Below are 11,384 nucleotides of genomic sequence, written 5' to 3' on the forward strand. Positions count from 1 at the left end.
ACAAGCACCCACACGAATTGCTTGATTCAGTTGTTAAAGAGCGGTTGGTTAAGATCTTTCGTCTCAACCGAGGCGCGCATTCTACGCTTTCCTCTGCTGCTGTCAAGCGGTTATTTTCAGAAGTTTTTTAGATTTCTCTTTAAACTTCAACCACTTGCGCTTCCGATCACTCGTTAGCGGGAGGCGAATAGTACAGTATTAAAATACCCGGTCAACCCCCCTTCCAAAGTTATTTTCCCGATACCGCTCGATCAGTCATTCGCCGCTCCCGGCCAGCCGGCCTGATGCAAGGCGTTGAGCAGCGTCTCGGCATCCAGGCCCGCCACGGCATGGCCGTTGCCTTCGGCGGTGTCGGCGGCCAGCAAGGCATTGATGATGGCTTCTTCCACCGCTTCGGTGGCGGCCAGGAACAACTCGCTGATGTGGTCGTTGTTGACCATGCTCAGGTTATCGGTCGTCGGCGCGCGCTTGCTTTCATAAGCGGCCGGCGGCATGTCATTGCCGGTGGCGAAGGCGATGAAGATGTCACCGCTATGGTCTTCATTGCCGCCGCCAGTGCGGGCCAGGCCGAGGCTGGCGCGCTGTGCCAGGCGCGTGCATTGATGGGGCAGCAACGGCGCATCGGTGGCCAGGCACACGACGATCGAACCCATGCCCGGGTGCGGCAGCGACGCCTTGAGGAACGGCGAGTCGGCCTGTTCCATGTAGCGCCCGACCGGGTAGCCGTCGACGCGCAGTTCGTTGCGGATGCCGTGGTTGGCCTGGACGATGGCGCCAACGGTCCAACCGCCCTGTGCACTGCTCAGACGCCGTGATGCGGTGCCGATGCCGCCCTTGAATTCATGACAGATCATGCCGCTGCCGCCGCCGACCGCACCCTCGGTCACCGCCCCGCCCGCCGCGGAGCCCAAGGCTTCGGCGACGTGTTCAGGTTTCACATGGAAGCCGTTGATGTCGTTGAGCAGGCCGTCGAAGGTTTCCAGCACCACCGGCATGTTCCAGTAGAGGCGCCCGTCATCCGGCTGCTGCTCCCGGTCCAGCACAATCAGCGCATCGCGCACCACGCCCAGGCTGTGGGTGTTGGTGAAGGCGATGGGACTGGTCAACAGGCCGGCCTCGCGAATCCACTCCAGGCCTGTGGCGTCGCCGTTGCCGTTCAGCACATGGACGCCGGCAAAGCACGGTTGCTGGCTGGTGGAACCCGCTCGCGGTTCGATAACAGTGACACCGGTCAGGATGTCGCGGCCGTTGGCGGTGCGTCCTCGCACATTGCTGTGGCCGACGCGTACGCCGGGCACATCGGTGATGGCATTGAGGGGACCGGGTTGCAATTGGCCGAACCGGATGTTCAGGTCACGGGCACGTGGTTTCATCGTCACTTTCATGATGTCTCTCTTTTGTTTGATGTGCTTCATGAAGGGGTTTGGCCAGTCATCAGCGGGGCGGAGTCTGGCCATCAAGCGCCGGTCTTGACCGTGTTCCAGGCACGGGTGCGCACACGTTCCATCTTCAGCGGCAGTGGTTCCAGCGGAAACAACGTGTCCAACACTTGCCTGGACGGATACACACCCGGGTTGTCGCGGATTTTCTGCTCGACAAGCGCGGTGGCATCCTTGTTGGCGTTCGGATAGCTCAGGTAGTTGGAGGATTCAGCGATGACTTCGGGCCGCAACATATAGTTGATGAACGCCAGCCCTTGCTCCGGGTTCGGTGCATCGTTGAGCTGCACCAGGCTCTCCACCCACACCGGGGCGCCTTCGCGAGGAATGCTGTAGACGAGTTTGCGTTGGTTGCCAGCCAGCTCAGAGGCCTTTTGTGCATCGGCGACCCCACCCGCCCAGCCCAGCACGACGCAGATGTTGCCGTTGGCCAGATCAGAGATGAACTTGGAAGAATCGAAGTAGACGATATGGGGACGCAGCTTCAGCAGCAGTGCCTGGGCTTTTTTGTAATCCTCGGGGTTCTGGCTGTTATAAGGCAGTCCAAGGTAGTGCAAGGCGATGGGAATGACCTCACTGGGGGCATCCAGCATGGCCACACCGCATTGACTCAGTTTGGCCAGGTTTTCTTCCTTGAAAATCAGGTCCCAGGAATTGACGGGCGCCTCCGGGCCGAGTATCGATCTAACTTTGTCCGCGTCATAGCCGATGCCCGTGGTACCCCACAGATAAGGGGCCGCATAGTTGTTTCCGGGATCGTTGCTCTGCAACTTGGCGAGGATGTCGGGGTCGAGGTGGGACCAGTTGGGCAGCTTCGAGCGATCGAGCTTTTTCAGCACACCCGCCTTGATCAGGTTCGGCAGCAGGTCACCACTGGCAACCACTACGTCATAGCCGCTGCGGCCGGCCATCAGTTTGCTTTGCATGACGTCGCTGTTGTCGAACACATCGTACACAGCGCTGATGCCCGCTTCTTTCTCGAAGTCTTTCATCGTGTTCGGGGCAATGTAGTCATACCAGTTGTAGATGTGCACGCTGGATTTGGCAGGCTCGTCGGCCTGGGCGCAGGTCAGGCCGACACTGAACAGCGTGGCCAGGACGAATGGCATGTAGCGAGTCGCTTTCATCGGGATGCTCCAGAGCATTGGCGTCGGGTCCAGGGACACGAGCACTGCTCCTGTTAGTGTGTGAATTATTGTTGTGGCTGGGTCAACATCGAATCAGAACGCTGGGGTACCCCTCGCGCCTGGTTCAGGGGATCAGTAGTTCACGTCGACCATCACTGTGCTCGACCTGCTCGCCGATCAGGAGCAGGCGGCGATCACTGAGGTAGTCGTAGTCGCGGCGGACGGTGCGCAGCAAGTCGAGATCCAGCTCTACCACCTGCCGACACTCTGTGCGCCCTGCTTCGAACAACGTTCGCCCGAAGGGATCGATCGCTGCACTCCCACCGGCAAACACCAAGCCTTCATCGCCGTCGCCGACTCGATTCACCATCACCGCGAATGCCTGGTTTTCCTGAGCGCGAGCCATGATCGCGGTCCGATGGACAGGGCCGTAGGGATCCATGTTGCCGTTAGTGACCAGGATCAGCTCGGCGCCGAGTTGGCCGAGGGCTCGAGCACTTTCCGGCAACTCGATGTCGTAGCAAATCAGGAGGCCGACCCGGACGCCCTTCCAGAGCGCAGTGGCATAGCGGTCGCCCGGTTGGAACAGGCCGCGCTCCGACGGCCAGAGGTGAGTCTTGCGATAGTGCAAGGCGATCCCTTGTGGCGTGATCAGCAGGGAGGTGTTGTAGAAGATGCCGCCGTCGTTCTCGGCCATGCCCACCACCACCGCGACGTTCCGTTCGCGGGCGGCGCGCTGCACGGCCTGCACACTCGGCCCGTTCAGGGGCTCGGCGACTTCGGCGAGCTGTTGCGCGCTGGCGAACCCCATCAATTGGGTCTCTGGAAATATCAGCAGGTCGGTATCCGCTGCGCAGGTAGCGATGGCCTGCAAGGTACGCTTCAGGTTATAAGCGGTATCGCCATCGCGACCGGTAAGTTGTACGAGTTCAATCTTCATCGGTGATCCTTTCGCATGTTGTGGGCTCGCAATCGCCATACTGAACAGCACCCGCCAGGGCTGGATGAAGTATGGAGAGCCGTAAAACGGAAAGTAATCACATCGATGGGGTAACCCCGTATGGGTAGAAGCGTGAGCATTACATTGCAGGACATGGCCTGGCACCAGGCGGTTGGCAAGCTGATCGAGGCACTGGACCGGCCTGGTTTCTGGCTGGCCCTGGTGCGTCTGCTGGACCGATACATCCCGGTGGACAGTTGGGTCGTGCTGATTTTCAGCAATGGTCGTCCGCAGGTACTCGCCGAATGCCCGGGCAAGGATGGCGGGCCAGACCCGCTCTTTCAGGATTACCTCAAAGGCCTGTATCTGCTCGATCCCTTTTACCTGGCCAACCGGGAAGCGCCGCAGAACGGTTTGTTCTGGCTAGGGGACGTGGCGCCGGAGTGCTTCGAGCAGACCGACTATTACCAACGCTACTTCCGCCTCAATATCGTTGCCGACGAAGTCCACATCAACGTCCAGCTCGACCCGGAACGCACCCTCAGCCTGTCGTTGGGCAGCGAGGCCCCCTTCAGTCCGGAGCAGACTGCCCTGCTCACACTCGTCCAGCCCTGGGTCGCCGCCCTGATGCGCCAGCGCATGGCATTCGAGCGGGAGGTGCTGGAGCAGGCCCCTGCGCCGACGCCACGCTGGCAGAACTGGCTCGACGCCACTGACCAGCAGTTGGACACACCGCTGTCCGCCCGCGAGCTCGAAGTCGGCCAGCTGATGCTCAGCGGCTGCTCGAACAAGGAGATCGCGCGCAAGCTGGCGATTTCCGCCGAGACGGTGAAGGTCCACCGCAAGCACATGTACAGCAAGCTCGGGATCAAATCCCAGTCCGAGCTGTTCTCTCTGTTTCTGAACGCGCAGAGCTGAAAGCGTCGTTTCATGATGGCGCCAGCGCCCAGACAACCGGCTTCGTCGCAGCCTCGCGTCCACATCGGACGAACGCCTGCCTGGGCTCACATCACTCGGCCACCGCCTCTCGAACCATGTCGAAAAAGGTCGTCAGGATGCGTCGGGAACTCTGTGCGCGCAGGCAAACCAATGTTTCGGTGAAGCGCTGCCGACTATCGATGATCGGCAATCCGCAGAGCCGCGAATCAGAGCCAAGCTCGGCCGCCGAGACAACCCCGACCCCCATACCGATCGCGACGGCCTCGCGCGCCGCTTCACGCCCTTCCACCTCGATGGCCTTGCGAATGCGCAAGCCCGCTGCTGCCATTTCCTCCTCCAGGGACAGGCGCGTAACCGAGCCCTGCTCGCGCAAGACCAGGGGCGTGTTGTCCAGATCGGCGAGGCAGATGGATGTTCGTTGTGCCCAGGGGTGGTCATGGGCGACGAAGGCGAGCATCGGGTCACTGCGAAGGTGCAGCGTCTGCAGGCGGTCATCGTCGACGCTGCGCCCCAGCAGGGCAATGTCTGCCTGGTGGCCGAACAACCGCTGCAGGACCTCATCGGTATTGGCCGTTTCAATCTTCACATCGACACCGGGATAGCGAGTGCAGAAGCGCGCGACATAGGGCAACACATGCACCGGCGCGTCCACGGCAAGGTTCAAGGTGCCAGTCGACAGGGTGCGGTAGTCCATCAGCATGTCGTGGGCATCGACACTGATATCGAACAGGCGCCGGGTCAGGCCGAACAACCGCTCACCCACTTCAGTCAGGCGCACCAGACGCTTGTCGCGGTAGAACACCATCACCCCGTAGTAATCCTCGAGCTTACGCACCTGATCGGACACCGCCGGTTGAGACAGGCAGAGCTGCTCGGCCGCGCGCGTGAAACTGCCGTTCACTGCTACGGCGTGGAAAGCCTTGAGCTGGGTATGGGAAATAGTCATCGGGGTCGCCTTGCCATAGGTTCAACTTATTTGTTCATACGTTAAATCGATTTTATTTATAAACGATGAACTGCAAGCATGGTTTTCGCAAGTCGCCTGACCCCTGCCCCGAACCGACCCACGGAGATGCCCCCCCATGCGACCCTACTGGCTCGACCAGGCCCTGAAAAACCAGTCCGATACGCCCTGTCCGCCGCTGCGGCAGAACACCCGCGCCGATGTCTGCATAGTCGGTGGCGGTTATACCGGCTTGTGGACGGCCATCATGCTCAAGGAACAGAACCCCGAGCTGGACGTGGTCATCGTCGAGGCCGACATCTGCGGTGCCGGCGCCAGTGGGCGCAATGGCGGCTGCGCACTGTCCTGGTCGGCCAAGTACTTCACGCTCGAGCGTTTGTTCGGGCAAGCCGAAGCGGTGCGCCTGGTGAAGGCCTCGGAAGACAGCATCCGGGCCATCGGCGACTTCTGTCGCCAGTATGCCGTGGATGCCGACTATCGCCTCGACGGCACCCTCTATACCGCCACCAACCGGGCTCAACAGGGTTCGACCGATGCCGTGGTCGCCGCGCTGGAACGCAATGGCATCAACTCGTTTTCACGATGCCCGCTGCCCGACCTGCAACGCATGGCCGGCTCGACCCGGCACATCGAAGGCTGGTTCTCGCCAGCGGCGGCCAGCGTGCAGCCGGGCAAGCTGGTCCGTGGCCTGCGCCGGGTCGCGCTCGAACTTGGCGTGCGAATCTACGAAGGTTCACCGATGACCGGCCTGGAACAAGGGCTGCCAGCCACCATCAATACGCCGGGCGGGCAAGTCGTCGCCAATCGCGTGGTGCTGGCGATCAACGCCTGGATGGCGCGGGCTTTTCCAGAATTTTCGCGCTCGGTGGCCATCGTCTCCAGCGACATGATCATCACCGAGCCGCGACCGGACCTGCTCGAGCGCATCGGCTTGACCAGCGGGGTCACCGTACTCGACTCGCGCATTTTCGTGCACTACTACCACAACACCCCGGACGGCCGGATCATGCTCGGCAAAGGTGGCAACACCTTCGCCTACGGCGGGCGCATCCTGCCGGTCTTCAACCAGCCTTCGCCCTATAAAGGGTTGTTGCGCAACACCCTGGCGGCGTTCTTTCCAGATTTTGCCGATGTCGACATCGCCGCCACGTGGAATGGCCCGTCCGATCGCTCCGTCACCGGGCTACCTTTCTTTGGCCGTATGGGCGCCAGCGGCAACATCTTCTATGGCTTCGGCTATTCCGGCAGCGGTGTCGGTCCCTGTCATATGGGAGGGCAAATCCTGTCATCGCTGGTGTTGGGGGTGGACAACCCCTGGACACGCTCGCCGCTGGTGCAAGGTCCGCTCGGCCATTTCCCACCGGAGCCGATCCGCTACCTGGGTTCGCTGATGGTGCGCAACGCCATTCGCCGCAAGGAGCATGCCGAGGACCACAACCTGCGCCCCCGTCGACTGGATGTGCGTCTGGCGAAATTCGCCGCGGCGGCCGGCAAGTCCGACAAAGGGTAACGTATCGGTCATCCAACGGCACTTCAACGCGCACCCGCAGAACACCCCACCCGGCTCGTGGCCAGGTGGGGTTTTCTGCGTGGAAGCAACATTCACACTTATAAGCTCACCTTGTTATTGACATGTGATAAATCGATTTCAGTTATTTTTCGGCGAATGGTTTTATTGGCCCATGCATCACTCCTTACAAAAACAACATCGCCGGAGAAGATCATGACCAAAGCTGAATTTCCGACCACACAGGCGCTGGCCACCCCAGCCTTGGGTGAACCCTACCTGCTGACCCCAGGCCCGTTGACCACTTCCAAAGCCACCAAGGAAGCCATGCTGCGTGACTGGGGTTCATGGGACGTTGCCTTCAATCAAGTCACTGCTGACGTTCGCCAGAGCTTGCTCAGCATGGCCGGGGTACAGGACGACAGCTTCGCCTGTGTGCCCTTGCAAGGCAGCGGCAGCTATTCGGTGGAGGCTGCGTTAGCCACGGCCATCCCTCGCGACGGTAAAGCGCTGGTGCTGATGAATGGCGCCTACGGCCAACGCGCAACAAAGACCCTGGAGTACCTCGGCCGCGCGTTCATTACCCTGGACAAAGGGGATTACCTGCCGCCGCAGCCCGAGGAAGTGGACGCCCTGCTCAGGGACAACCCGGACGTGACCAACGTCTTCCTCGTCCATTGCGAAACCAGCTCCGGCATTCTCAATCCGCTGCGCGAAATCGCCGACGTGGTGAAGGCCCATGGCAAGAGCCTGATCATCGATGCCATGAGCTCCTTCGGAGCCGTGCCGTTGACGGTCAATGAAATAGCGTTCGACGTGGTGGTGTCCTCCGCCAACAAATGCATCGAGGGTATTCCGGGGTTCGGTTTCGTCATCATCCGCCGCTCCGTGCTGGAGGCCGCCAAAAACCGCGCCAATTCACTGAGCCTCGACCTCTACGAGCAGTGGCTGTACATGGAGCGCACGGGCCAATGGCGCTTCACTCCACCGACCCACAGCGTCGTAGCCTTCCATAAAGCCCTGGAGCAACACAATGCCGAAGGCGGCGTGCATGGCCGCCTGGCACGCTACACCCGCAATCGCGATGTACTGGTCGCAGGCATGCGCGAACTTGGCTTCAGAACATTGCTCGAGGACCGTTGGCTGTCGCCCATCATCACCACGTTCTTCAGCCCGGAACATCCGAACTTTGAGTTCAAGCGCTTCTACGATGAACTCAAGGCCCGCCAGTTCATCATCTACCCCGGCAAACTGACCGTAGCCGACAGTTTCCGTATCGGCTGCATCGGCCAGATCGACGAATACATCGTCCACCAATTGCTACGCGCCATCGCCGACAGTCTTGTGGCGATGAACGTCGACATGCAACTGCCGGCAGGCTGACCGCCCCCGTTAAAGGTCCTTGTCAATTCGAGCACAGGTGCAATGGGTAGCACCTGTAGACAGGGATCTTTTTTAGAACATGGATTCGATGACTTATCGCCAGGCAGAGCCAGGCAGGCGTCAGCGAATGCGTCAATTGAATACTTAAAGCCTGATGCCATCTCACTGCCATCCAATCGATGTCGTGTGCGTGGACAGATTTTCTGTACCGAAAACAAAAACAAAACCAATGACTGCGCTGTCTGGCACCACATACGGGATCAGAACACCATGAACAAGAATGCTACAAGTCCTCTCGCAACCGGCTGGAAATCGCTCCAGCGTTGGCGCGTGCAAGTTTTTCTCATCACCTGGGTGGCGTATGCCGGCTTCTACTTCACCCGCAAGGCGTTTTCTGTCGCCAAACTGGGCATTGGCGAAGACCCGGACTTCATGCTCGAAAAAGCCATGATGGCCAATCTCGATGCCCTCTACCTGACCGCGTATGCCGTGGGACAGTTTCTCTGGGGCAACTTCTCTGACCGTTTCGGGCCGAGGGTCGTGGTACTGAGCGGGCTCGTGATCTCAGCGCTGGCCGCGCTGCTGATGGGTACCTACGCCACCTTGCCGATTTTCGCCTCCTGCATGTTGATCCAGGGCCTTGCCCAGTCCACCGGCTGGTCAGGTCTATGCAAGAACGTCGGCAGTTTCTTCAGCACCAGTGAACGTGGCCGCGTGCTGGGTTACTGGAGTACCTCCTACGCCTTTGGCGGTCTGGTGGCCACACCGTTTGCCGGTTGGTGGGCCTACAACGCTTACCACGACTGGCGCATCGCGTTCATCAGCAGTGCTGTGGTGGTACTGGTGATTGCGGTGTTGTTCTTTTTCCTGCAACGCAACCGGCCAGAAGACGTCGGCCTGCCTCCTGTCGAGATCGAGATCGAACCCGTCAGCAACGTCGTGGTGCCGCGCGAAAGCATGTGGGCGGGCTTGCGCACGGTGATGAAAAATCGAACCGTTCTGGTTCTCGGTCTGGCCTATTTCATGCTCAAGCCGGCGCGCTACGCCATCCTCCTGTGGGGCCCGGTGATTATCTACGAACGCATGCCCGAGATCGGCAAGGTGGCTTCCGCCATCGTCCCCACCTCTTTCGAACTGGCGGGCCTGCTCGGTCCGATCCTCATCGGTATCGCCTCGGACAAGTACTTCGGCGCTCGTCGTATACCGGTCTGCGTTCTCAGCCTGGTGGTCCTGACTGTCTGCCTGGGGCTGTTCGTGCCCGCCATGCAGAGTGGCAGTCTCTACATGGTGGTCGGCCTGCTGTTCATGATGGGTCTGACGCTCTATGGGCCGGACTCGATGATCAGCGGCTCGGCTGCGATCGACTTCGGCAGCAAGGATGGAGCGGCCTCCGCCGCGGGCTTCGTCAACGGTTGCGGTTCGGTAGGCGCGGTCCTCGGCGGCTTGCTGCCGGGGTACTTCGACACCATCACCGTGTTCCTCGTCTTCACCGGCGCCGCCCTGTTGGCCAGCTTGATGTTGGTGCCATTTTGGAACAGCCGCCCGAAAACGCTGGAAAACATAGAGCTGACCTCGCCTGCGGTGCAACCGGTCATTGTCGGCACCAATTCCTGAACCCGAATTAACAAATTACCCATCACTGGAGCAATCACCATGCATTACAAGCAACCTACTCAACTGCAAGCCGTGGTTCTGGACTGGGCGGGCACCGTCGTTGATTTCGGGTCTTTCGCACCGACTCAGATTTTCGTCGAAGCCTTTGCCGAGTTCGGCGTTGCAGTCTCTCTGCAAGAAGCTCGCGGGCCGATGGGCATGGGTAAATGGGATCACATCCGCACGCTGTGCAACGAGCCGCAGATTGCCGACCGCTACCATGCCGTCTTCGGCCGGTTGCCAACCGATGATGATGTCACCGCCCTCTACGAGCGCTTCATGCCGTTGCAGATCGAAAAGATCGCCCTGCACTCGGCGCTGATTCCCGGTGCGCTCGACACCATCAACGGCTTACGCGACAAGGGTCTGAAAATCGGCTCCTGCTCAGGCTACCCGGCCGTGGTCATGGAAAAAGTCGTAGAGCTGGCGCGCAAGAACGGTTATGTCGCCGACCATGTGGTAGCGACCGACGAAGTGCCCAATGGACGCCCGCACCCGGCCCAGGCCCTGGCCAACGTGATTGCGCTGGGCATCAGCGACGTCGCCGCTTGCGTGAAAGTCGATGACACCTGGCCGGGTATTCTCGAAGGTCGGAGCGCGGGTATGTGGACCGTCGCGCTGACCTGCTCCGGCAATGCACTGGGCTTGACCTATGACCTGTACAAGGCGTTGCCCTCCGACAAGCTGGGCGAAGAACGCGCACGCATCATCAAGATGTTCGAAGGCTCTCGCCCGCACTACCTGATCGACACCATCGTTGATTTGCCGGCGGTGATCGAAGACATCAATGCCCGCCTGGCACGTGGAGAAACCCCTCAGGGCTCCTGACCCCGTAGAGCTTGTGCAACTGACAGTGGCCGTCCCAAGGACGGTCACGACCAAGAACAACAAGAGAACGCCACCATGAACTACGCCCACCCTGGCACGCCCGGTGCCATCGTTTCCTTCAAGTCCCGTTACGGTAACTACATCGGCGGCGAGTTCGTCGCGCCTGTCAAAGGTCAGTACTTCACCAACACTTCGCCAGTAAATGGCCAACCCATTGCCGAATTCCCGCGTTCCAGCGCCGAAGACATCGAAAAAGCCCTGGACGCTGCCCACGCCGCTGCCGATGCCTGGGGCGCCACGTCCGTCCAGGCGCGCTCGCTAGTGCTGCTGAAAATCGCCGACCGCATCGAACAGAACCTGGAAGTCCTGGCGATCACCGAATCCTGGGACAACGGCAAGGCCGTGCGCGAAACCCTCAACGCCGACATCCCGCTGGCCGCCGACCACTTCCGCTACTACGCCGGTTGCATCCGTGCACAGGAAGGCAGCGCCGCCGAGATCGACGGCAACACCGTGGCCTATCACATCCATGAACCGCTGGGCGTGGTCGGGCAGATCATTCCGTGGAACTTCCCGATCCTGATGGCCGCCTGGAAACTCGCCC

At 60.5% G+C, this 11,384-nt stretch carries 11 protein-coding genes; 7 read left to right on the plus strand and 4 right to left on the minus strand.

What is annotated here, in order from left to right; genetic code table 11:
• Window positions 1–251: 251 nt before the first annotated feature.
• From F8N96_RS34575 to F8N96_RS34585, 3 genes are all read right to left on the minus strand, one after another.
• Window positions 252–1,373, minus strand: coding sequence for a P1 family peptidase (locus F8N96_RS34575; RefSeq protein WP_150801616.1), 1,122 nt, complete (start codon window positions 1,371–1,373; stop codon window positions 252–254).
• 83 nt (window positions 1,374–1,456) lie between these two features.
• Window positions 1,457–2,566 (minus strand): polyamine ABC transporter substrate-binding protein, encoded by a 1,110-nt coding sequence (locus F8N96_RS34580; RefSeq protein ID WP_150801617.1) that lies wholly within the window; start codon window positions 2,564–2,566, stop codon window positions 1,457–1,459.
• Window positions 2,567–2,690: 124 nt separating this feature from the next.
• Window positions 2,691–3,506, minus strand: a complete 816-nt coding sequence (locus tag F8N96_RS34585; RefSeq protein WP_150801608.1) for a carbon-nitrogen hydrolase family protein — start codon at window positions 3,504–3,506, stop codon at window positions 2,691–2,693.
• A 15-nt stretch (window positions 3,507–3,521) separates the two neighbouring features.
• Here F8N96_RS34585 and F8N96_RS35985 point away from each other — a divergent pair, with 15 nt between their 5' ends.
• The gene (locus F8N96_RS35985; RefSeq protein WP_109413299.1) at window positions 3,522–3,620 is read left to right on the plus strand and encodes a protease modulator HflK N-terminal domain-containing protein; all 99 of its coding nucleotides are present in this window, start codon (window positions 3,522–3,524) and stop codon (window positions 3,618–3,620) included.
• A gap of 18 nt (window positions 3,621–3,638) precedes the next feature.
• On the plus strand, window positions 3,639–4,424 hold the full coding sequence (locus tag F8N96_RS34595; protein ID WP_150801609.1) for a helix-turn-helix domain-containing protein: 786 nt from the start codon (window positions 3,639–3,641) through the stop codon (window positions 4,422–4,424).
• A gap of 91 nt (window positions 4,425–4,515) precedes the next feature.
• Here the strand turns inward: F8N96_RS34595 and F8N96_RS34600 are convergent, their stop codons facing one another.
• Window positions 4,516–5,391, minus strand: coding sequence for a LysR substrate-binding domain-containing protein (locus tag F8N96_RS34600; protein WP_150801610.1), 876 nt, complete (start codon window positions 5,389–5,391; stop codon window positions 4,516–4,518).
• A gap of 136 nt (window positions 5,392–5,527) precedes the next feature.
• Here F8N96_RS34600 and F8N96_RS34605 point away from each other — a divergent pair, with 136 nt between their 5' ends.
• The 5 genes from F8N96_RS34605 to F8N96_RS34625 form a co-directional block, all read left to right on the plus strand.
• Complete coding sequence (locus F8N96_RS34605) at window positions 5,528–6,919, plus strand: FAD-dependent oxidoreductase (RefSeq protein ID WP_150801611.1); 1,392 nt, start codon at window positions 5,528–5,530, stop codon at window positions 6,917–6,919.
• A 213-nt stretch (window positions 6,920–7,132) separates the two neighbouring features.
• Entirely contained in the window at window positions 7,133–8,299 is a 1,167-nt protein-coding gene (locus tag F8N96_RS34610; protein ID WP_150801612.1) for a 2-aminoethylphosphonate--pyruvate transaminase, read from the plus strand.
• Between the two features lie 270 nt (window positions 8,300–8,569).
• Window positions 8,570–9,913, plus strand: coding sequence for an MFS transporter (locus tag F8N96_RS34615; protein WP_150801613.1), 1,344 nt, complete (start codon window positions 8,570–8,572; stop codon window positions 9,911–9,913).
• A 39-nt stretch (window positions 9,914–9,952) separates the two neighbouring features.
• The gene (gene phnX / locus F8N96_RS34620) at window positions 9,953–10,780 is read left to right on the plus strand and encodes a phosphonoacetaldehyde hydrolase (RefSeq protein WP_150801614.1); all 828 of its coding nucleotides are present in this window, start codon (window positions 9,953–9,955) and stop codon (window positions 10,778–10,780) included.
• A gap of 75 nt (window positions 10,781–10,855) precedes the next feature.
• The coding region (locus F8N96_RS34625) for an aldehyde dehydrogenase family protein (RefSeq protein WP_150801615.1) at window positions 10,856–11,384 on the plus strand (529 nt) is incomplete at its 3' end.

The sequence above is a fragment of the Pseudomonas fluorescens genome, assembly GCF_902497855.1.
In the GTDB taxonomy this organism is placed as follows: domain Bacteria; phylum Pseudomonadota; class Gammaproteobacteria; order Pseudomonadales; family Pseudomonadaceae; genus Aquipseudomonas; species Aquipseudomonas fluorescens_BI.

Bases quoted from the DNA above. Each gene is read 5' to 3' on its own strand.
- F8N96_RS35985 (WP_109413299.1), top strand. From the start codon at position 3,522: ATGTTGTGGGCTCGCAATCGCCATACTGAACAGCACCCGCCAGGGCTG.
- F8N96_RS34600 (WP_150801610.1), bottom strand. From the start codon at position 5,391: ATGACTATTTCCCATACCCAGCTCAAGGCTTTCCACGCCGTAGCAGTG.
- F8N96_RS34610 (WP_150801612.1), top strand. From the start codon at position 7,133: ATGACCAAAGCTGAATTTCCGACCACACAGGCGCTGGCCACCCCAGCC.
- F8N96_RS34615 (WP_150801613.1), top strand. From the start codon at position 8,570: ATGAACAAGAATGCTACAAGTCCTCTCGCAACCGGCTGGAAATCGCTC.
- F8N96_RS34605 (WP_150801611.1), top strand. From the start codon at position 5,528: ATGCGACCCTACTGGCTCGACCAGGCCCTGAAAAACCAGTCCGATACG.
- phnX (WP_150801614.1), top strand. From the start codon at position 9,953: ATGCATTACAAGCAACCTACTCAACTGCAAGCCGTGGTTCTGGACTGG.
- F8N96_RS34575 (WP_150801616.1), bottom strand. From the start codon at position 1,373: ATGAAACCACGTGCCCGTGACCTGAACATCCGGTTCGGCCAATTGCAA.
- F8N96_RS34585 (WP_150801608.1), bottom strand. From the start codon at position 3,506: ATGAAGATTGAACTCGTACAACTTACCGGTCGCGATGGCGATACCGCT.
- F8N96_RS34580 (WP_150801617.1), bottom strand. From the start codon at position 2,566: ATGAAAGCGACTCGCTACATGCCATTCGTCCTGGCCACGCTGTTCAGT.